The 20,206-nt window shown below is 61.8% G+C and carries 19 protein-coding genes, 1 tRNA gene and 1 pseudogene; 9 read left to right on the top strand and 12 right to left on the bottom strand.

Translation table 11 applies throughout. The features are described 5' to 3' along the window. Window positions 1-366: pseudogene (locus tag NCT03_RS02420) on the top strand (ISNCY family transposase); the annotation flags it as partial. 119 nt (window positions 367-485) lie between these two features. Continuing rightward, complete coding sequence (gene moaC / locus NCT03_RS02415) at window positions 486-962, top strand: cyclic pyranopterin monophosphate synthase MoaC (protein WP_250491838.1); 477 nt, start codon at window positions 486-488, stop codon at window positions 960-962. 27 nt (window positions 963-989) lie between these two features. On the opposite strand, the gene NCT03_RS02410 is transcribed toward moaC, so the two are convergent. From NCT03_RS02410 to recA, 8 genes are all read right to left on the bottom strand, one after another. Next, window positions 990-2,798 carry a PglL family O-oligosaccharyltransferase gene (locus NCT03_RS02410; protein ID WP_250491837.1) on the bottom strand — a complete coding sequence of 603 codons (1,809 nt, stop codon included), beginning with the start codon at window positions 2,796-2,798 and terminating at the stop codon, window positions 990-992. 187 nt (window positions 2,799-2,985) lie between these two features. Then, complete coding sequence (locus NCT03_RS02405; RefSeq protein ID WP_244827965.1) at window positions 2,986-3,534, bottom strand: pilin; 549 nt, start codon at window positions 3,532-3,534, stop codon at window positions 2,986-2,988. A 261-nt stretch (window positions 3,535-3,795) separates the two neighbouring features. Then, window positions 3,796-4,506 (bottom strand): TerC family protein, encoded by a 711-nt coding sequence (locus NCT03_RS02400; protein ID WP_244827137.1) that lies wholly within the window; start codon window positions 4,504-4,506, stop codon window positions 3,796-3,798. A 110-nt stretch (window positions 4,507-4,616) separates the two neighbouring features. Continuing rightward, window positions 4,617-5,498: a succinate--CoA ligase subunit alpha gene (gene sucD / locus NCT03_RS02395; RefSeq protein WP_159835338.1), complete on the bottom strand. Its 882-nt coding sequence runs from the start codon at window positions 5,496-5,498 to the stop codon at window positions 4,617-4,619. A 107-nt stretch (window positions 5,499-5,605) separates the two neighbouring features. Beyond that, a complete protein-coding gene (gene sucC / locus NCT03_RS02390) occupies window positions 5,606-6,772 on the bottom strand; it encodes an ADP-forming succinate--CoA ligase subunit beta (protein ID WP_250491836.1) in 1,167 nt (388 codons plus the stop codon). Window positions 6,773-6,868: 96 nt separating this feature from the next. Continuing rightward, window positions 6,869-7,474, bottom strand: coding sequence for a DUF2889 domain-containing protein (locus tag NCT03_RS02385; RefSeq protein ID WP_250491835.1), 606 nt, complete (start codon window positions 7,472-7,474; stop codon window positions 6,869-6,871). Window positions 7,475-7,965: 491 nt separating this feature from the next. After that, window positions 7,966-8,667: a recombination regulator RecX gene (gene recX / locus NCT03_RS02380; protein WP_250491834.1), complete on the bottom strand. Its 702-nt coding sequence runs from the start codon at window positions 8,665-8,667 to the stop codon at window positions 7,966-7,968. A gap of 453 nt (window positions 8,668-9,120) precedes the next feature. Continuing rightward, on the bottom strand, window positions 9,121-10,188 hold the full coding sequence (recA, locus tag NCT03_RS02375; protein ID WP_284502972.1) for a recombinase RecA: 1,068 nt from the start codon (window positions 10,186-10,188) through the stop codon (window positions 9,121-9,123). A gap of 258 nt (window positions 10,189-10,446) precedes the next feature. Between recA and NCT03_RS02370 the strand changes: the two genes are divergently transcribed. The 6 genes from NCT03_RS02370 to NCT03_RS02345 all read left to right on the top strand — a co-directional run bounded on the left by NCT03_RS02370 (window position 10,447) and on the right by NCT03_RS02345 (window position 16,458). Next, window positions 10,447-11,187: a response regulator transcription factor gene (locus NCT03_RS02370; protein WP_250491833.1), complete on the top strand. Its 741-nt coding sequence runs from the start codon at window positions 10,447-10,449 to the stop codon at window positions 11,185-11,187. Between the two features lie 6 nt (window positions 11,188-11,193). Beyond that, complete coding sequence (locus NCT03_RS02365) at window positions 11,194-12,783, top strand: sensor histidine kinase (RefSeq protein WP_250463298.1); 1,590 nt, start codon at window positions 11,194-11,196, stop codon at window positions 12,781-12,783. Between the two features lie 230 nt (window positions 12,784-13,013). Next, window positions 13,014-14,672 (top strand): MFS transporter, encoded by a 1,659-nt coding sequence (locus NCT03_RS02360; RefSeq protein ID WP_244827131.1) that lies wholly within the window; start codon window positions 13,014-13,016, stop codon window positions 14,670-14,672. Window positions 14,673-14,770: 98 nt separating this feature from the next. Beyond that, window positions 14,771-14,847: transfer RNA gene (locus NCT03_RS02355), tRNA-Met, on the top strand. Window positions 14,848-15,168: 321 nt separating this feature from the next. After that, on the top strand, window positions 15,169-15,837 hold the full coding sequence (locus NCT03_RS02350) for a glycine zipper 2TM domain-containing protein (protein ID WP_250491832.1): 669 nt from the start codon (window positions 15,169-15,171) through the stop codon (window positions 15,835-15,837). Between the two features lie 141 nt (window positions 15,838-15,978). Continuing rightward, a complete protein-coding gene (locus NCT03_RS02345) occupies window positions 15,979-16,458 on the top strand; it encodes a hypothetical protein (protein WP_250491831.1) in 480 nt (159 codons plus the stop codon). 320 nt (window positions 16,459-16,778) lie between these two features. On the opposite strand, the gene NCT03_RS02340 is transcribed toward NCT03_RS02345, so the two are convergent. Genes NCT03_RS02340 through NCT03_RS02330 form a run of 3 tightly spaced genes read right to left on the bottom strand, consistent with a single transcriptional unit; the run spans window position 16,779 to window position 18,663 of the window. Then, entirely contained in the window at window positions 16,779-17,126 is a 348-nt protein-coding gene (locus NCT03_RS02340; protein WP_250491830.1) for a hypothetical protein, read from the bottom strand. Between the two features lie 54 nt (window positions 17,127-17,180). Further along, window positions 17,181-17,735 (bottom strand): outer membrane protein assembly factor BamE domain-containing protein, encoded by a 555-nt coding sequence (bamE, locus tag NCT03_RS02335; RefSeq protein ID WP_244827089.1) that lies wholly within the window; start codon window positions 17,733-17,735, stop codon window positions 17,181-17,183. 37 nt (window positions 17,736-17,772) lie between these two features. Then, window positions 17,773-18,663, bottom strand: a complete 891-nt coding sequence (locus NCT03_RS02330) for a peptidoglycan DD-metalloendopeptidase family protein (RefSeq protein ID WP_250491829.1) — start codon at window positions 18,661-18,663, stop codon at window positions 17,773-17,775. A gap of 382 nt (window positions 18,664-19,045) precedes the next feature. Here NCT03_RS02330 and NCT03_RS02325 point away from each other — a divergent pair, with 382 nt between their 5' ends. Further along, complete coding sequence (locus NCT03_RS02325) at window positions 19,046-19,297, top strand: GlsB/YeaQ/YmgE family stress response membrane protein (protein ID WP_244827961.1); 252 nt, start codon at window positions 19,046-19,048, stop codon at window positions 19,295-19,297. A 77-nt stretch (window positions 19,298-19,374) separates the two neighbouring features. Here the strand turns inward: NCT03_RS02325 and NCT03_RS02320 are convergent, their stop codons facing one another. Further along, on the bottom strand, window positions 19,375-20,034 hold the full coding sequence (locus NCT03_RS02320) for a VTT domain-containing protein (RefSeq protein WP_244827087.1): 660 nt from the start codon (window positions 20,032-20,034) through the stop codon (window positions 19,375-19,377). Between the last annotated feature and the right edge of the window lie 172 nt (window positions 20,035-20,206).

The following is a 20,206-nucleotide window of genomic DNA, read 5'->3' as shown; positions in this document are numbered from 1 at the left end:
GAGGTGCAGGCGGGCGGCGAGGTGCTTTGCTGCGGCAAGTACGACCGTATTGCGCGGATTGATCAGGGCGCTGAAGTTGAGAACAAGCGGCTGGCGCATGCACTCGAAGCCGCACGCTTGTTGCAAGCCAAACGAGACGATCGTCGTGCGTGTGATGCGCCGTCACGCACGCATCGCGGTGAACAGGTTCGGGCCAAGAAGGCGCTTGAAGGACTGAAGAAGCAACGCGCACTGAGCATCGCTGATATGAACGAAGCGATTCTCGAGGTCAGTGCAAAAACGATGAGGGAACGGGGGGCGGCTGCGCCGCCCCAACCCCACAACCTGAACAGAAACATCCGTTCAAAACCCGACATCTCTACTTAGCGGCAACCCCGACGTTTGAACTTAGCAGCAACAAGTGTTCGGCGCTCGGCGGTGGATTGAATCGGACCGAAGACGCCGTATCGCGCTGGTATGATGAGCGCCCGTTCGAAGGAGAGGCTATGTCCGGACTCACACATTTCGATGCCGCAGGCGAGGCGCACATGGTCGATGTCGGCGACAAGGGCGAGACACGCCGCATCGCCGTCGCGCGCGGTTCCATCGCCATGCTCGATGGCACGCTGGCGCTGATCCGCGAAGGCCGCGCGAAAAAAGGCGACGTGCTGGGCGTGGCGCGCATCGCCGCTATTCAGGGCGCGAAGCGCACGGCCGACCTGATTCCGCTGTGTCATCCACTTGCGCTGACGCGCGTGGCGGTGGATTTCACCATCGACGAAACGCTGCCCGGCGTGCATTGCGAAGTGCGTGTGGAGACGGTCGGGCGCACCGGCGTGGAAATGGAAGCGCTCACCGCCGTGCAGATCGGCTTGCTGACGATCTACGACATGTGCAAGGCGGTGGATCGCGGCATGACCATCAACAATGTGAAGGTGCTGGAGAAGCATGGCGGGAAGTCGGGGGATTGGGTGGCGGCGTAGTCCTCGCGCCCGGAGCCGACGCCGACCTCAATCATCATCATCGTCATCATCGGCAGTGGCGTTCCCCACCCCCGGCTCTCCATACAACTTCACCAGATCCGCCTTGAACGAAGCCAGCGGCTTCCCCGTCTCATCGATGAGCTGATAAACCGACGCCAGTTGCTTCGGCCAGTCATGCAGTTGGGTCGCGAAAATCTTGAGCTTCGCCATCGTGTCCAGCGCTTCGTCGCGCTGACCAGCAAGCGCCTGCAGCACCGCATATCGCCGCAACACCGTCTCGCCCGGCAGTAACGCAATCGCCTTGCGATGCATCGCGAGCTTCTCTTCGAGGTTCTGCGCGTTGATCGGCACGAGCGTGGCCGCGCCGTATTCGCCCCACGCGGTGAAGAGGAACGAAGGATCGTCCCGATACTGCTCCGCCGGCCGCGATCCGTAGTAAAGCACCTCGGCCCGATGATAGTCGAGCATCACCGGATACAACGCCGCCAGCCCGCCCACCACGAGCACCACGTACACGCCGAACGACAACGGCTTCGCGACCAGCCGCAACGGCCGCGTCTCCAGCAAGCCGATCACGAGCATCGCCGGCATCAAAAAGAACATGTATTGCTGCGGATACTCAACCAACGCATGCATCAGCAGAACGCCAAGCAGCGAAAGCCCGAAAATGCGCGCGGGCGTCTGCGGCGCGCGCAGCACGCGAATCAGCCAGAAGACGAACCCCAGCACCAGAATGCCGAGGCCCAGCGCGCCCGTCTTCGCGAGCAAATCGATGAAGATGTCATGCGCATTGTTCGCGATCTCGACGCCGCCCAGCTCGCGCACCATGTCGAACTGATAGCGCGGAAACTCGCCCCAGCCGACGCCGAGGACGGGATGCGTATGGAACATTGTCCAGCCGTATTTCCACAGCGCAAGGCGCGGCGCGATCTGATTGGCGTCCTGCATGCGCTCGGCGGCCGATTGCGCGAGGTCGAAGTGGAAGCGCACGTTGGCCCAGCGCACCGCCGCGTTCACCGCGAAGAACACGAGCGCGAGCACCACCGGCATGAGCCACGCGCGAAGATCGCGGCGGCCGGGTCCGTCGAAACCTTCCGCCTCTGCCGGCCGCCCCTGCACGAACGCCATCCAGAATCCGGCGACGACGATCACCGCCATCTGCAACCAAGGTCCGCGCGAGACGGTCAGCGCATGTCCGAGCGAAAACACCGCCGTCAGCGCGAGCCACACGATAACGGGCAAACGCCGCGTTTGCACGAAGTACAGCGCGCCCGCCATCGCGAAGGCGATCACCGTCGCGAGGTGATTTGCCTGCGCCATGTTGCCGAACGGCCGCCGCTCGGCCGTCACGTTATAAGCGACGACAAACGGCGTGAACTTCACCTCCAGATGCAGCAACTGCACGACCTGGCAAAAGACCGCGAACAGACCGCCCGCCATGAGCGCGACCGCGCCGATGCGCAACGCCTTCTCCGACAAACCCGCGCGCACGAGCCCGTAGCCGGTATGCACCGCGATGAACGAGGCGAGCAGATAGGCGCCACCGAGCCAGTTCATCGAAGGCTGCGATACCGGCAGCAACACCGTCTGCGCGATGAGCAGCACGCCGAACGCAAGCGGCATGAGCGCAACGACCGGCGAGGCGAACGACACGCGCGGCTCCGACACGCGCACGAGCAGCGCGACCGTCGCCCCGAGCGCCAAGTAAAGCGCCAGCGCGCTGTATTCGGCGTAGAAGGTCGGAATCGGGTACGTGTGGTTGACGACGCCGAACGGCAAGGTCAACGCAAGGCACAGAACGGCAAAACAAAGGTAGCGCGCGTATTGAGAAGGCATGAGGGGCTGTGAACGTCGGCAACCGGCGCACTATACAAAACTTTGCTGCCCATGTCCGGTACACAGCCCGATTTGCGACGAAATCCCCGCGTTTCCAACAAAAAATCCCCGCACCTGACCGCTTCTTGCCGATGGCAGACGAGCGATGCCAACGCACCGCTCGTCTGCCCGTCGTCAGCGATGCACGTCAGCCACGGCATTCCGCCGGCGCGAGATTGGCGGGCAAGCTCGGCGCCTCCGCAGGCGACGGTCCCGCGCCCGGCGCCGGCAACGACGACGCCGCCTTGCCGCCCGCGAAGCATTCCCACGTCAAGGTGCCTGCCTGCACCGATCCGCGCGCAAGCGACACGCGGGCCGTCGGAGTCTCGGCGTTGTCGGGCGTGGATGGCACGAGCACGAGCGTGTTCGATCCTGCTGGCGCGACGCGCGTCGAATAGGCAATCGTGATCTGGCCGTTGTCGCTGTCGATGTGGATCGAGTCGACGTTGCGCGTGCCTGGCGGCGAGGCATATCCGCTTGCGAGATCGGCCGCGCTCGCCGCGTTCTCGGCCACGGCAAGCCGCGCCGATGCCGCGAGCGACAAGCCCTCGCCCACCCGGCTGCGCGCCAGATAATCCTGATACGCGGGAATCGCATACGCGGCCACCACGCCGACGATCGCCAACACGATCATCAGTTCGATCAGGGTGAAACCTCGCGTCGCCGCGTCGCCGGCAGAGCGCAGCCAGCCGTGCATCGCGCGCCAGGCACGCGGCGAATTCGTGTTGCAGGTGATCGTTGTCATCGGTACTCCCAAAAGGACAAAAAGCGCCCGGATGCATGATGCAATCCGGACGCTTCGATCTTATTCAGGGAGCTTTGGCGGTGACAGTCGGCCGAATGGCTAACGTGGGGGCCTGGGGTGAGCGTCTTTCGGTAAAGGCCTCAGTGTGAGCGCGTTTCCGGTCAACGCGATTTGGCGGAGTGCGCCTCAATCACCCCACTGCATAGAACAACCTCACCCCGGCGCCCGTTTTCCACTGGCGAGCGCGCGCCGCTTGATCAGCACGCCCGCCGCGACCACGAAAATCGCGCCCACCGCTCGCGCGATATACCCGACGAGCTCGGTGTTCAGCTCGGGCCATCGATCGATGAAGGGATCGTCGATGATCAAGCCGCCCGCAATCCACCCGAGCAACGCCGCGCCGAAGAGCACGATGACCGGAAAGCGATCGAGCAGCTTCAGCACCAGCGTGCTGCCCCACACGATGAGCGGAATGCTCACCACCAGCCCGAAGACGACGAGCGTGAAGCGATGCCGCGGGTCCGCCGCCTCCGCCGCGCCCGCAATGGCGATGACGTTGTCGAGGCTCATCACGGCGTCCGCGATGACGATGGTCTTGACCGCTGTCCAGAGCTTGTCCGACGCGTTGATCTCGTGCGCGTCGTGGTCAGGCTGCATCAGCTTCACGCCGATCCACAGCAGCAGGATGCCGCCGACGAACTTGAGGAACGGGATATCGAGCAGAAACACCGCGAACGCGATCAGCACGACGCGCAGCACGATGGCGCCGAGCGTGCCAAGCAAGATGCCACGCGTGCGCTGGCCGTCGGGCAAACCGCGACAGGCGAGCGCGATCACGACCGCGTTGTCGCCACCGAGCAGAATGTCGATGACGATGATCTGAAGCACCGCGCCCCAATGGAGCGTCGCAAAAAAATCGAGCATGTAGTAATAAAAAAAGCGAGGAAGCCAACGCTCCCTCGCTTTCTATTCGGCGGTTACGAAAGGATTCGGTAAGAGTACCAAACCCCAGGCCGTTCTGCCGATAAACCCGCTTAGATCACCGACTTCAACAGACGACCCATTTCCGACGGGTTCTTCGTGACCTTGATGCCGCACGCGTCCATGATTTCGAGCTTGGCATCGGCCGTGTCCGCGCCGCCCGAGATCAGCGCGCCTGCGTGACCCATGCGCTTGCCCGGAGGCGCCGTGACGCCCGCGATGAAGCCAACCACCGGCTTCTTCATGTTGTCCTTGATCCAGTAAGCGGCGTTCGCTTCGTCCGGACCGCCGATCTCGCCGATCATGATGACGGCGTCCGTTTCCGGATCGTCGTTGAACATCTTCATCACGTCGATGTGCTTGAGACCGTTGATCGGATCGCCGCCAATACCGACTGCCGACGACTGGCCAAGACCCAGCGCCGTCAACTGACCCACTGCTTCATACGTCAGCGTGCCCGAGCGCGATACCACGCCGATGCGACCCTTGCGGTGGATGTGACCCGGCATGATGCCGATCTTCAGTTCGTCCGGCGTGATCGTGCCGGGGCAGTTCGGTCCGAGCAGCAGCGTCTTGCGATTTTCGCGGCGCATGCGGTCCTTGATTTCCAGCATGTCGCGAACCGGAATGCCTTCCGTGATGCAGATGGCGAGATCGAGATCGGCCTCGACGGCTTCCCAGATCGCGGCGGCGGCGCCCGCGGGCGGAACGTAGATCACCGATACGGTTGCGCCCGTTTCGGCCTTCGCTTCCTTCACGCTCGCGTAGATGGGGATGCCTTCGAAATCTTCGCCGGCCTTCTTCGGGTTCACGCCCGCGACGTACGCTTCGCGGCCGTTCGCGTATTCGCGGCAGGCGCGCGTATGGAACTGACCGGTCTTGCCGGTGATGCCCTGCGTGATGACCTTCGTGTCTTTGTTGATCAGAATCGACATGTAGTGACCTCTGTTCGTTTGGCGTCGCGACGCTTTCTCATATGGAAAGCCCGCGCCGCCATTCGTATCTGGTGGAACGCTCTTGTCAGACTAGGAAGCGGGCGCGCTTACTTGCCTTCGGCCGCCGCGACGACCTTCTGCGCGGCTTCTTCCATGCTGTCGGCGGAGATGATCGGCAGACCGGAGTCCGCGAGCATCTTCTTGCCGAGGTCTTCGTTCGTGCCCTTCATGCGCACGACGAGCGGCACCTTCAGGTCCACGGCCTTCGACGCGACCATCACGCCTTCCGCGATCACGTCGCAGCGCATGATGCCGCCGAAGATGTTGACGAGGATCGCCTTCAGGTTCGGATTCTTGAGCATCAGCTTGAAGGCTTCGGTTACCTTCTCGGTCGTGGCGCCGCCGCCGACGTCCAGGAAGTTGGCCGGCTCGCCGCCGAACAGCTTGATGGTGTCCATCGTGGCCATGGCCAGACCCGCGCCGTTCACGAGACAGCCGATGTTGCCGTCGAGCGAGATGTACGCGAGGTCGAACTTCGACGCTTCGACTTCAGCCGGATCTTCTTCGTCGAGATCGCGATACGCGACGATTTCCGGGTGACGGAAGAGCGCGTTCGCGTCGAAGTTGAATTTGGCGTCGAGCGCGATGACCTTGCCGTCGCCGGTCAGGATCAGCGGGTTGATTTCCGCGAGCGATGCATCCGTCTCGTAGAACGCCTTGTAGAGACCTTGCAGAATGGTGCGTGCTTGCGGCAACGATGCATCGGGAATGCCGATCTTGCGCGCGAGATCGTCCGCTTCGGCGTCCTTCAAGCCCGTGGCGGGATCGACCGGCAGCTTGTGCAGCAACTCGGGCGTCTTTTCCGCGACTTCCTCGATGTCCATGCCGCCTTCGCTCGACGCCATCACGACGACCTTCTGCGATACGCGGTCGAGCACGAGGCCGACGTAAAGTTCATTCTTGATGTCCGCGCCTTCTTCGATCAGAAGACGGTTCACCTTCTGGCCCTCGGAACCGGTCTGGTGCGTGACGAGCTGCATGCCGAGGATCTGGTTCGCGTATTCGCGGACCTGATCGATCGACTTCGCGACCTTCACGCCGCCGCCCTTACCACGGCCGCCAGCGTGAATCTGCGCCTTGACGACCCATACCGGGCCGCCCAGCTCTTCCGCGGCCTTGACCGCATCATCCACCGAGAACACGGGTTTGCCGCGCGGGACCGCGACGCCGAATTTCCGCAGGATTTCCTTACCCTGGTACTCGTGAATCTTCATGCGTGATTCCTTCAGTCTGAGAGTTGGAGTGAACTTCGATTTGCTGAACCGCTGATTTCATCGATTCTTGTTTGAATGCTGATCGCCGCGTGCGCGCTAGGTGTCGCGCGGCTTGGTGTCGTTTGTGCCTGCGCGCTCGAACCAGCGCGGATAGTACTCCTCGACCGCGGGGCCGTCGAAGCGCAATGCGTGACAGCGCCCGAGTTGAAACGGCGGTGTGTCCGATGCTGCCTTTGCGTCCTTCGAATCGAACGGATTGCCCGATTCGGTGTTCCAGACCTGACCCGCGAATCCCTGGATGGCGACAGTCGGCAGGACGGCGCACAACTCGGTGAGATGCGTGCAAGCAGCCGCGCCGCCAATACGATGATTGACTTCGCGGCGAAAGTTCTTGAGGAGATTGAGCCCGATGAGCGAGCGATAGGCGGGATTGGACTCGGCGCAGAGACCAGCATAAGGCGCCCACTCCGAGGACGCTTCTGCGCCGACGATAGTGAGTTCGCGGTCGATGGTGATGCGTAGCCAGAGTTCATGGATTGGCTGACCGTAGGGCCGCACGCCCGTCACGAGTTGAAAGTCGCGCGTCTTCTCGTCGGTTAGAACGGCTTCGATGTCCCATAGGCCGTCATCTCGCTCGAACGCTTCAATCCGGATCGCGCGACGATGGCGCAATTGTCGGGAAACGGGCGGGGAAAGAGGCATGCTGGACCAAAGCCGGAACGGGAAAACCGTGGAATTTTAGCATATTGGGTATTTCAAGCCGGGGATGACTCAGGCACCAGAAACGTGCGCGGGGAAAGCTTGAGAAGCCTGTGCTTATTAACGCTTCGGCGCGGTGCGGGATTTTCTTCCCGCCTCGGAGCTTGCATGCACGCGGTCGTTTGAAATCACTTCTTACTTTGGTGGACTAGAAGCTCAACACGCGGATGTGGAAACATGAGCCCGAACTCTTTGCATGCGCGCGAAACCTGAAATTACTCAGCGGTCGAAATCCGCCAGCACGATGAGGCAAGCGCGTGGAGCATGGAATAATTAACCTAACGCTTCGCGTGTGAATGGTTTTGAACCGAGTCGTGATGGAAAGCGGCTTCGCCATGAGTCCAGCACGTGAAAGCATGAAATGTATGCACGCGGCGCTCGGGCAATCACATGGTGCTCGAATGCGCCCGCACTGAACTAGACGGCGTTCGCCATCAATCGTCGATGACTTCGTCGGTCCAGTCTTCGTCGCTTCCCTTCAACACCTTGCTGATCGTGCTCATGGAGAAGCCGCGCGCCGCGAGAAAGCGCGCTTGCTTCGCACGCTCCGCGGGCGTTTCCGGTACGACGCCGTACTTCCTCGCCCATACGGACTGCGCTCGCGCGGTTTCGGTCTGCGCGAGTTTGTCGGCGGTTTCGCCGATGAGTGTCTCTCCCACTGCATGACGCTTCAATTCGTGGATGATCCGGCTGCCGCCCATGCGCGCCGCTCTTCGATGCACGACGCTTTCGACAAAGCGCTCGTTCGAGAGCCAGCCGTCGCGTTCGAGGCTATCGAGCAGTGTTTCGAGCGAATCGGCTTCTTCGACGTAGGGACGCAACTTGCGCGATAACTCCGCGCGGCTATATTCCCGACGAGACAGGTAAGCGAGCGCGCGTCCTTTGAGCGAACGTTGCGGACGCTTGGAATCTTTGACTTCGGCAGCGGAAGTTTTGCGAGCGCGTTGACTTGAACGGCTGTAGACCGATTCGGATGCCGTGTTGACGCCTGCATCCGGCGTGCACTGCTCGAAGGGCTCGAAAGGATCGGCGTCTTCGAAGGCGTCGATTGCAGATGATTGGTTTGGATTGGCAATCCGGCTTGCCAAGGGTGACGCGTTCTGCGCACGGTTGGTCGCCAGAGTCGGCGTTTCCACTGCCGGCTTGGAGGTTGCGTTCCTCGACGGTGCGTTGCCCTCACGAATGGACGCTGCCTGCATCAGCAACGCGCGGGCTTGCTCCAGACGCGCCCGGCGATCTTCGGACGACGATGTCTGACTTTCCCGGACAGCAGCAGCATCAACATCGGCCGCCCTTGCGTCCAACTCAGCAGCATCACGCGCATTCACCGGCAACTCTCGCCGCCAGCCACCACGCAACGCCTTCGTCGAATCGCGCGACTGAGTGTCACGCGACTGAGGATCACTCGCGCCGTTCGGATCATCAGAACCAGCAGACCGCCCGAACCTTCCGTCCGTTCTGCCAGCCTTCGATCCGAACCGGCGCTTCAACATCGTCAGTGACCAAGTGAGTATCTAAACAACGAGACGACGACTACGTGACGACTGCGCGACGACTACGTGACGACCACGTGACGATTAAGCGACAACTCACTCGTCTGCCACCGTGGCGCCCGGCGCCACGGCGTCAGCCATTGCCGCCACGCCGAGCGACTCGCGGATCTTGTTCTCGATCTCGCGGGCGATGTCCGGGTTCTCGCGCAGGAATTCACGCGCGTTGTCCTTGCCCTGACCAATACGCTCGCCGTTATAGCTGTACCAGGCACCTGCCTTGTCGACCAACTTGGCCTGCACGCCCAGGTCGATGATCTCGCCCTGACGCGAAATGCCTTCGCCATAAAGGATGTCGAAAATGGCTTCGCGGAACGGCGGCGAGACCTTGTTCTTCACGACCTTCACGCGCGTTTCGTTGCCGATGACTTCGTCGTTCTTCTTGATGGAACCAATACGGCGAATGTCCAGGCGCACCGACGAATAGAACTTCAGCGCGTTGCCGCCCGTGGTGGTTTCCGGGTTGCCGAACATCACGCCGATCTTCATGCGGATCTGGTTGATGAAGATGACGAGGCAGTTCGTACGCTTGATGGTGCCGGTCAGCTTGCGCAGCGCTTGCGACATCAGGCGCGCTTGCAAACCAGGCAGCGAGTCGCCCATTTCGCCTTCGATTTCCGCCTTCGGCACGAGCGCCGCGACGGAGTCGATGACGATCATGTCGATGGAGCCGGAGCGCACCAGCGCATCCGCGATTTCCAGTGCCTGCTCGCCCGTGTCCGGCTGCGAGATCAGCAGTTCCTGCGCATTCACGCCGAGCTTCTGCGCGTATTGCACGTCGAGCGCGTGTTCCGCGTCGATAAACGCCGCCGTGCCGCCGACCTTTTGCATCTCGGCGATCACCTGCAGCGTGAGCGTGGTCTTGCCCGACGACTCGGGCCCGTAGATTTCCACGACACGGCCGCGCGGCAAGCCGCCGACGCCAAGCGCGATATCTAGACCGAGCGACCCTGTCGAGACCACCTGAATGTCTTCCACCACCTCGCCTGCGCCGAGCCGCATGATCGACCCTTTGCCGAATTGCTTTTCGATCTGCGCGAGCGCGGCGGCCAATGCCTTGCCCTTCTCCGCAGTCATGCCAGCCGGGCCTTTCTTGCTTTCTTCCATGAATCGTCCTTTGCTATGATGAACGGCGTCTGAGGCGGGTGCCGGCAAGCTCGAAACGAACTCGAGCCCGTCTGTAGCACTCCCGCAGACACTGTATAAAAAAACAGTAGTTTTTGCAAGCCCGATCGCGCGACGCAGTCTTTTTTCCACGCCGCGCGCACCGCGCAAAAACCGCAAAACACCTGGAGACCGCCGCGCCGGGCGAAATGCGGTGTCGGCAATGACTGCGCTTTGCCGCGCACGAAGGCGCACAACACGATGCGAATCCTCATTGCCGAAGACGACAGCATACTCGCGGACGGTCTCATTCGATCACTCCGCCAATCGGGATACGCCGTCGACCATGTGAAGCATGGCGTCGAGGCAGATACCGCCCTTTCGCTGCAAACTTTCGACCTCCTGATTCTCGATCTCGGCCTGCCGCTCATGCCCGGTCTGGAGGTGCTGCGCCGCCTGCGCGCACGCAATTCGCAGATGCCGGTTTTGATCCTGACGGCGGCCGACAGTGTCGACGAACGCGTGAAGGGACTCGACCTCGGCGCCGATGACTATATGGCCAAACCCTTCGCGCTCAACGAGCTCGAAGCGCGCGTTCGAGCGTTGACGCGACGCGGCGCGGGGGGCGGTCCGACTGTCGTGAAGCATGGTTCGCTGGCGTTCGACCAGGTCGGACGCGTCGCGCATATCGGCGAGCAAGTCGTAGACCTGTCCGCGCGCGAACTCGGCGTGCTCGAAGTGCTGCTCCAGCGCATCGGGCGGCTCGTGTCGAAGGAACAGCTCGTGAATCATCTGTGCGAGTGGGGTGAAGAAGTAAGCAACAACGCAATCGAGGTGTACGTGCACCGCTTGCGCAAAAAAATCGAAGCGAGCGGCGCGCGCATCATCACGGTGCGCGGGCTCGGCTACACGCTGGAAAAAGCCGTCGCCATTGTCGACAACGGCGCCGTTGCCCAACCCGCGGCGAGCGATTCCCTGCCCGCCAGCCCTCAATACAAGTAGCCGCGCATGGCGTCGCCCGTTTCCACCGAACCAAGCGAAGCCCGGCACGGACACGACCACGCCGCCACCGAAAGCGACACCGACGCCAAGCGCGACGCGCGCTACGCCAACCCGTTCGCGCCTCCCGACGAACTCGAACCCGACAACGAAACGCATCCGCGCTCGCTCTTCGGCGAGATTCTCGACTGGATGCTTGCGCCGCTTCTGCTGCTCTGGCCGATGAGCATCGCGGTGACGTATCTGGTCGCGAAGTCGATTGCCAACGGTCCGTTCGACCGCGCGCTCGAAGCCGACGTCTACATGCTCGCGCGCCAGATCCAGCCGGTGAACGGCGTCGCCGAACTGCGTCTACCCGATGTCACGCGGGATTTCCTGCGCGCCGACAACGTCGACAGCGTGTTCTTTCAAGTGCTCGGCACGCGCGGCGAACTGGTCGGCGGCGACCGTGACATGCCCTTGCCGCATGACGACGATCGTCCGCAGCCGGGCATCGTCGAGTTTCGCGACGACGCCCTGCGCGGCAACGACATTCGCGTCGCCTATACGACGGTCGATGTGCCCGGTCTCGCGCCGGGACGCGATCCCGCCGAGACGCAGCCGGTGCTCGTGCAGGTCGCCGAGACGCTGGACAAACGCAGCCAGCTCGCCAACGACATCATCAAAGGCGTGATCCTGCCGCAGTTCGTGATCCTGCCGCTCGCCATCGTGCTCGTGTGGTTCGGCCTCTCGCGCGGGCTCGCGCCGCTGCACGCGCTGCAGTCGAACATTCGCGCGCGGCGTCCGGACGACCTCTCGCCGCTCGAAGCGGCCCGCGCGCCGCCCGAGATCGCGCCGCTCGTGGCGTCGTTCAACGATTTGCTCGTGCGGCTCGAACAGAACATGGAGTTTCAGAAGCGCTTTATCGCCGATGCCGCGCATCAGATGAAAACGCCGCTCGCCGGCCTGCGCATGCAGGCGGAGTTTGCGTTGCGCCAAGAGGTATCGACGGAAGTGCAGCGCTCGCTCGAACAGATCGCCACGAGTTCCGAGCACGCGGCGCGGCTCGTCACGCAATTGCTCGCGTTGGCGCGCGCGGAAAATCGCGCGACGGGGCAGATTTTCTCGCACGTCGAACTGACCGATCTCGCGCGGCTCGCCGTGCGCGACTGGGTGCAGGCGGCGCTCGCGAAGGGTATCGATATTGGTTACGAGGAGCCCGCGTATCCCGTCGAGGTCGAGGGCAACGCGGTGATGCTGCGTGAATTGCTGTCGAATCTGATCGATAACGCCATCCGCTACACGCCTCCGAACGGACGCGTGACCGTGCGCGTGCGGACCGGCGAGCACGATCTCGATCACGTTCATCTCGAAGTGGAAGACACCGGACTTGGCATTCCGAGCGCCGAACGCGAGCGCGTGCTCGAGCGTTTCTATCGCATTCTCGGACGCGAGGGCGACGGCAGCGGCCTCGGTCTCGCCATTGTCAAGGAGATCACGGCGATGCACGGCGGCACGCTCGTCATCGAAGATCATGTCTATCAGGAAGCGCCGCGACTGGCCGGAACGCTGGTTCGCGTGAGCTTACAGCGGGTTTTTCCTATGCGGGACAAACCCTGAGCCGGCTCAGCGCCTAACATCTCGACAAACAACATTAAACGCGCATTGACGCAAGAATGAGCGAGATAAAAAGAAAATAGAAAATGGTTAGCCGAAGATGTACTTTATGCGCCGATTCGACACGCATCCGAGCGAGTCAGAACGCCGTAAGTTTTCGTTCCAATAATCGTTGCACCGGAGCGCCTCGGGCGTTTCCGACACGTACGCGAATTCAAATCAGGAGACGATTCATGGCTACGGTTGAGGGGCGCATTTCCCACGCACCGATGACGAGCGAGGAAAGGAAGGTCATCTTCGCTTCGTCGCTCGGCACGGTGTTCGAGTGGTACGACTTTTATCTGGCGGGCTCGCTTGCCATCTACATCAGCAAGACGTTCTTCTCGGGCGTCAATCCGACCGCTGGCTTCATCTTCACGCTGCTCGGCTTCGCGGCGGGTTTCGCGGTGCGTCCGTTCGGCGCGATCGTGTTCGGGCGGCTCGGCGATATGGTCGGGCGCAAATACACGTTCCTCGTAACCATCGTCATCATGGGTCTGTCGACGTTCCTGATCGGCTTCCTGCCCGGCTACGCGACCATAGGCATTGCGGCGCCGGTCATCTTCATCGCGATGCGCTTGCTGCAGGGCCTCGCGCTCGGCGGCGAGTACGGCGGCGCGGCGACCTACGTCGCGGAGCACGCACCGGCCAATAAGCGCGGCGCATGGACCGCGTGGATCCAGACCACGGCGACGCTTGGCCTTTTCATCTCGCTGATCGTGATTCTGGCGGTACGCACGATGGTTGGCGAAGAACAGTTCGGTGCCTGGGGATGGCGTATTCCGTTTCTCGTGTCGATCCTGCTGCTCGCGGTGTCGGTGTGGATTCGCATGAAGCTGCATGAATCGCCGGTGTTCGAGCGCATCAAGTCCGAAGGCAAGACTTCGAAGGCGCCGCTGACCGAAGCGTTCGGCGAATGGAAGAACCTGAAGATCGTGTTGCTGGCGCTGTTCGGTTTGACGGCGGGTCAGGCGGTCGTGTGGTACACGGGGCAGTTCTACTCGCTCTTCTTCCTCACGCAAACCCTCAAGGTCGATGGCACCAGCGCGAATATCATGGTCGCGGTGGCGCTTTTGATCGGCACGCCGTTCTTCGTGTTCTTCGGGTCGCTGTCGGACCGGATCGGCCGCAAGCCGATCATCATGGCGGGCTGCCTGATCGCCGCGTTGAGCTTCTTCCCGCTCTTCAAGGCGCTCGCGCACTACACCAACCCGACGCTCGAAGCCGCCACGCAGAAGTCGCCGATTGTCGTGATCTCCAACCCGGACGAGTGCTCGTTCCAGTTCAATCCGGTGGGCACGTCGAAGTTCACGTCGTCGTGCGATATCGCGAAGAGCGCGCTGTCCAAGGCCGGTCTCAACTATGAGAACGTCGCGGCACCGGCGGGCACGCTCGCGCAGATCAAGGTGGGCGAAACGGTGGTGAACACCTACGACGGCAAGGCGGCCGACGCGAAGGCGCAAGGCGCGGCCTTCGACAAGACGCTTGCCGGCACGTTGAAGAGCGCGGGCTACCCGGCGAAGGCCGATCCGGCGCTCATCAACTGGCCGATGGCGATCGTCGTTCTGACCATCCTCGTGATCTTCGTGACGATGGTCTACGGCCCGATCGCGGCAATGCTGGTTGAGATGTTCCCGGCGCGGATTCGCTACACGTCGATGTCGTTGCCGTATCACATCGGCAATGGCTGGTTCGGTGGATTTCTTCCTGCGACGGCTTTCGCTATCGTCGCCGCGAGAGGCGATATCTATTCGGGCTTGTGGTATCCGATTGTGATTGCGCTGGCGACGTTCGTGATCGGCATGTTGTTCGTCAAGGACACGCGCAAGACGAATGTCTATGACGAAGATTGATGACGATGGTGCTTTCCTGGCGCTTTCCTGCCGCTTGAATAAAACGAGCGGCAGGGGTTGACAGCGGTTTCACCTATCGCCATAATCTCGCTTCTTTCGGCGAATTAGCTCAGTCGGTTAGAGCGACGGAATCATAATCCGCAGGTCCGGGGTTCGAATCCCTGATTCGCCACCAGCATCAAAAGAAGCCGCTGTTCCGCAAGGATCAGCGGCTTTTTGCTTTCGGCGCGCTTCCCGGCATGCCAGCGTTTTTTTGTCTTCATGCATGACCGGCGCCTTTCCGCATCTCCTTGGTTACGCGCTCGTCGCCATGACACTCAACACGCGTGACTTGCCCGCCGCGAAGTGACGCGACGCTTCTCAAACGCCTCCTCGTTCGAATCAAGCGGAGATGTTTGCTTACAAATGTCACACCGAACGCGTCCACCGGGCAGCAAACGCGGCGTTATAGCAGGCAGGCATCAATGCCTTGCAAGCACTCAACGGAGACGCTGCCATGAACGCCGTACCCCAGTTCGATCAAAAGCCCTCGCGTATTCATCCGCTCATGGCGGCCGCCGCCGTCTCGGTGATCCTCGCTTGCGGCACGGGCGTGGCCGCGATGACCGGCCTTCTGCCGTCATCGAAAGCCACCGCGACGGCCGTGACGGCTTCGCCGCTGGTAGATGGGCAAGTCGCCAAGGCGTCGCCCGCAAGCGCGCCGGCTCTGACTGGGAGCGACGCGGATCGATTGCCGCGTGCGGTTCGCGGGCATCACTTGAAACCGGCGTCGACGACGGCACATAGCGTGGCGGCCGCGGCGCCCGCAGCGGTCGAAGCCCAACCGGCGTACGATCCGTATGCCGGCCAGGTCATGGCGGTGAACGCGGTGCAGACCGCGCAACCCACCACGGGTCTCGGTGCAATAGGCGGCGCGGTCGTCGGCGGTTTGGCGGGGACGCAGATCGGTAACGGTCGCGGACGCACGGCGGCGACGATCATCGGCGCACTTGGCGGCGGGCTCGCGGGCAATCAGATCGAACATGTCGTCCACAAGACGACGACGTATCAGGTGCAAGTCCGCATGAACGATGGCAGCGTGCGCAGCTTCAATTACGACAGCGCGCCCGGCGTCGCGGTCGGCGAGCGAGTGCGCGTGGCGGGTGAATCGCTGAGCCCGGCTTGAGAACGGCGCGCCTTTGCAAAGCCTGACGCGTCTTAAGACAACACTAATTATCGAGTGCGATGATGTTTCCATGCTCATTGCACGAAGCGTCCCGGCCCGCCGGTTCGGGTGCGCGAGCAAGAACCTGTTCCGGAGATTTCCGTGAAGAAAAAATCGACGAATACGAAGTCCGGCCGTCCTGCCATGTCGCCGCTGTTGCGCGCGCTGACCTATAGCCGCGCCGCCCGCGAACCGATGACCAACGCCATGCTGCTTCAAGCCTATGCCGCACTCGACGCCCTCCGGCGCGGACACGGCTCGAAGCCGCTCTTCATGGCGCTGTGCCGGCATCTGCTGATCGCGGAAGAACTCGGCCAGCTCGGTCACGTGACCGATCACGCCGACGACATCACCGCAGCCTACGAAGCGCTCGTCGAACTGGACGAGCGGCACACCGGCACGGGCGAGTGGACGCTCGACGACGCGGCGCACGCCAACCTGTGCGATGCACTCGCCATCTATGCCGACCAGCTCGAAGACGCGACGCTCGAACACATCGCGCAAGCCGAAGCACGCATGGTCACGCAATCGCTCGTCGCGGCGAACTTGCGTCACGAGGCCAAACACGAAGAACTGGCTTAGTCGAAAAGCCGATTGGACGGTTAAGGGTTTATCCGCCACGTATCTTGCTTGCGTGTGTTCGAGAACGAACACTCATACAAAACCGTTGCCTCGATACTGTGTCTGCGCACGGGGGAAGTCGATTCAAGCGCAAACGGACCACAAAAAAGATGGGCGGCATTCGACCGAGTTGTGGGTAAAGGCACAGGCGCGCCAGGCAGGTAACGAATAAAGAGCGCGCGGTTTTGCCAACAGCCCGGCGAGTAGCAGGCGAACCACGCCATCGCTCCGACAAAGAAGCTCAAAAGCCGGCACTCGCCGGCTTTTCTTTTTTGCGCGACTCAGCGGTACTTCGAGAACACCGTCCGGCCGCACTCCGCACACCATGAACGCTGCGCGGATTCGATATCCGCATCCCAGACGTGTCCCCACGCGCATCGCCAGGAAGGCGGCGCCTTGATGTCGGCACGGCCCGGCGATAACAGCGCACCGCCGCGCATCTGCGCGATGCCATGCAAGCGCTGCATCTCGACCTCGCGCCGCTGCGACGCGCAGTTCATGCAACGAATGTTCTGAGCCGCATCTACCGCGTCGTCCCAGTGATGACCACGGTCGCAAGCCCAGAGCGTGAGCGTCGCATCGTTCGCGTCTTGCAGATAACGGTCGCGATAGCGCGCGGCGTCATTCATCAAGGCGTTTCGTCTCTTGTCGTTATTCTGATTGTTCATTGCCTCTGCAACCTCTCAATGACGTCCGCCGCCCTCCGCCTCCGAGCGCGAAGTCGTCACCACGATGCCGTTCGGATCGAAATGCGCGTTGAACATGGCGTCGCGATTCACGCCATCTTCGAGCCAGTGCCAACTCCACACGCGTTCCTGCTTCAGTCGATACTCCGCGACGGTGGTCGGCTTGCCAAGCAACCGGCGCACTTCATCCTGCGTCATGCCGGGCCTTACCTTCGCGATATTCGCCGCGGTCAGGACCTGCGTCACGGACACGAAGAGTCCGTCGGCGTCGAGATCGACGAAATAGGTGTTCGTTCCCGCCGGGCCGCGCGGATATTCGAGCCGCTTGGACCCGTCGGTGAAAGTCCGTTCGATTTCCGGGTCGCCCATCTGACTGCGAATCTGCGCCTCGGTCGTGACGCCAGGCTGCAAATCCTTCAGCAGCAGATTGTCGGGCTTCACGGCATTGAAAATTGCCTTGAGCTTGTTCAACCCATCCTCGCTTTGCTGCTGATCGCAGCCAGCAAGCAATGACAGCGCGACACATGCCGCGCCCATGACTTTCTTCACCATCACTCTCCTTCGACCTTCATTTTTCAACCTTCATTCTTCAACCACCTGCGCCAAGCAGGGGCAACGGGTCAACCGCCGCGCCCGACTTGCGTACTTCGAAATGCAGCTCCGGAGAGCCGCTCGGTCCCGTGCCCATGTCGGCGATGGTCGCACCCTGCTTGACCGTATCGCCTTCGTGCACGAGCAGCTTGTCGTTATAGGCGTAGGCGGTCAGAAAATCGTTGCCATGCCGCACGATGATCATGCGCCCATACGAGCGCAAGCCGCTGCCCGCATACACGACCTTGCCGCCGGCCGCCGCCTTCACGGGCTGCCCGACCTTGCCGGAGATATCGATTCCCTTGTTGCCGCTTGCGCCGAACTTGCGCACGACCTCGCCCTTCGCGGGCCACACGAACGTGCCCCTGGCCGCGCTCACATGTTCTTCGCTGGCTTCGGGCGCGGGCTTTTGCGCGACGGACTTTTCGGTCTTGTCGCTCGATGACTTCTGCGGTGTGGGAATGAGCGGCGGCATGTCTTTCTTTTGCGCCGTGCTCGCGGATGCCACGGCTGCGCCCGGCGGCGCCACGCGCAACAACTGTCCGATATTCACCTGCTTGCTTTCGGGCAGCGTGTTCCATTTGGCGAGGTCGTCGGGCTTCTGCTTGTAGTTTCGCGCGATGCCATAAAGCGTGTCGCCCGGCTTCACGCGATAGAAGCCCGGCTCCGCTGGCGGCGTGTTGAGCGGCACGACCGGCGCGGGAATGACGGCGGGCGACGTCGTCTGAACGACAGGCGGCGCGCTCGACGCCGAACTCTCGACGATAGGCGCGGGCGTGCGCGGTGTGGAGGAACATCCGGCGAGCACTGCCGCGACCGCTGCCCCCGCGATACCCGCGCGGCTGAATAGCTTGAAACCTTCCATTTGCATCGACACCAACGTTCTCATTCTCTTGTTCTAGTCTCTTGCAGCGTGTTCAAAGCCCACAGCGCCGATTACAGCAATGCGTCGCGCCGCTCCTGTTGCAATACGTGAAACGATCAACATCCGCCAGCATAAAACATTACCGAAACAATTCCGCCGTCGTGACATAAACGACACACGTGGCCATTCGGTGCACCGGGCGTTTCGGCATTCTAAATTTTGATCAAATTACACACTATCTTCGACGCGCTTGCCGTGTCTGGCGCGAGCCGTGGCATCGACAAAACTTGACACTCAGGCCGGTCCGCGTGGCCGTTCTTTGGGCTAAATTCACCGCGCTCGAAAGCAGGAGCTTCCTGCAGTCCTGCAATCATCCAATCTCTCGGAGTTTTTTCTCATGAATTTCTTGCAACACGGAATCATCCTCTGGCTGATCATCGGCGGCGTCGCGGGCTGGCTCGCCGGTCTCATCATGAACGGCAGCGGCTTCGGCGTGATCGTCGACATTATCGTCGGCGTGGTCGGCGGTCTGATCGGCGGCTGGCTGTTCGGCACGCTCGGTATCTCGTTCGGCGGCGGCATCTTCGGCTCGCTCGTGACGGCCGTGATCGGCGCAGTCGTGCTGCTGTTCCTTATCCGCCTGATTCGCCGCGGATAAAACGCATCGAGCGAGGCGCGCAGTGACACGCGTCTCGCTCGATTTCAGTGCCCCAAAGCAGCAATTGCCGTTACGGCTTACGCCTTCGAGCGCCGCCGCGTCAGCTTCCAAAGCGCACCCAGCGCGATCGGCACCACTGCCGCGCCGATTCCCACCAGCACGATCACGTTCAAATACTGCCGAATGAACGGAATGTTGCCGAAGAAGTAGCCGAGTAGCACGAGCAACAGGACCCAAACCAGCGCGCCCAGAATATTGAAGAACTGAAAGCGCGTGTGATTCATCGACGAAGCGCCCGCCACGAACGGCGCGAAGGTCCGCACCACCGGCACGAAGCGCGCGATCACGATAGTCTTGCCACCGTGATGCTCATAAAAGTTGTGGGTCTTTTGCAGCGCCGCGCGGTCGAGAAAGCGCTCCAGCACGGGAATGTTGGTGTCGAACACCTTCGGGCCGATAGCGCGCCCAATCCAGTAATTCACCGTGTTCCCCAAAACAGCCGCCACGAGCAGCAGCACGATGAGCGCGCTCAAGTCCATCGCGTGGGACGCGGCAAACGCGCCGCCGATGAACAACAGCGAATCGCCCGGCAGGAACGGGAATACGACGAGCCCGGTTTCGCAGAACACGATGAGGAACAACACCGCATAGACCCAAGCGCCGTAGTGCTGGATAAAGACACCGAGCGACTTGTCGATGTGAAGGATCATCCCTAGAAATTGCAGCAGCGTGTCCAAAAGCTTTCCTCGAAAAAAATGGCCCGGCGCGACAGGAATCTGCCCGCCGTCAAGAACCGTGAAAGGTCGCGCCATGATACCGAACGCAAACGCGCCTTCAATTAGGAAGCGCTCATCCAGACGCCGTCTCGACGCCCTTTTGCCGCCAAAATCGCGCATCGGGACGCTCGGA

The sequence above is a fragment of the Caballeronia sp. GAWG1-1 genome, assembly GCF_023631465.1.
Lineage (GTDB): Bacteria > Pseudomonadota > Gammaproteobacteria > Burkholderiales > Burkholderiaceae > Caballeronia.
Note: the sequence above shows the minus strand (reverse complement) of the source record. Positions and strands in the feature narration are given on the sequence as shown.

Bases quoted from the DNA above. Each gene is read 5' to 3' on its own strand.
- moaC (WP_250491838.1), top strand. From the start codon at position 486: ATGTCCGGACTCACACATTTCGATGCCGCAGGCGAGGCGCACATGGTC.
- NCT03_RS02410 (WP_250491837.1), bottom strand. From the start codon at position 2,798: ATGCCTTCTCAATACGCGCGCTACCTTTGTTTTGCCGTTCTGTGCCTT.
- NCT03_RS02405 (WP_244827965.1), bottom strand. From the start codon at position 3,534: ATGCACGGCTGGCTGCGCTCTGCCGGCGACGCGGCGACGCGAGGTTTC.
- NCT03_RS02400 (WP_244827137.1), bottom strand. From the start codon at position 4,506: ATGCTCGATTTTTTTGCGACGCTCCATTGGGGCGCGGTGCTTCAGATC.
- sucD (WP_159835338.1), bottom strand. From the start codon at position 5,498: ATGTCGATTCTGATCAACAAAGACACGAAGGTCATCACGCAGGGCATC.
- sucC (WP_250491836.1), bottom strand. From the start codon at position 6,772: ATGAAGATTCACGAGTACCAGGGTAAGGAAATCCTGCGGAAATTCGGC.
- NCT03_RS02385 (WP_250491835.1), bottom strand. From the start codon at position 7,474: ATGCCTCTTTCCCCGCCCGTTTCCCGACAATTGCGCCATCGTCGCGCG.
- recA (WP_284502972.1), bottom strand. From the start codon at position 10,188: ATGGAAGAAAGCAAGAAAGGCCCGGCTGGCATGACTGCGGAGAAGGGC.
- NCT03_RS02370 (WP_250491833.1), top strand. From the start codon at position 10,447: ATGCGAATCCTCATTGCCGAAGACGACAGCATACTCGCGGACGGTCTC.
- NCT03_RS02365 (WP_250463298.1), top strand. From the start codon at position 11,194: ATGGCGTCGCCCGTTTCCACCGAACCAAGCGAAGCCCGGCACGGACAC.
- NCT03_RS02360 (WP_244827131.1), top strand. From the start codon at position 13,014: ATGGCTACGGTTGAGGGGCGCATTTCCCACGCACCGATGACGAGCGAG.
- NCT03_RS02350 (WP_250491832.1), top strand. From the start codon at position 15,169: ATGAACGCCGTACCCCAGTTCGATCAAAAGCCCTCGCGTATTCATCCG.
- NCT03_RS02340 (WP_250491830.1), bottom strand. From the start codon at position 17,126: ATGAATGACGCCGCGCGCTATCGCGACCGTTATCTGCAAGACGCGAAC.
- bamE (WP_244827089.1), bottom strand. From the start codon at position 17,735: ATGGTGAAGAAAGTCATGGGCGCGGCATGTGTCGCGCTGTCATTGCTT.
- NCT03_RS02330 (WP_250491829.1), bottom strand. From the start codon at position 18,663: ATGAGAACGTTGGTGTCGATGCAAATGGAAGGTTTCAAGCTATTCAGC.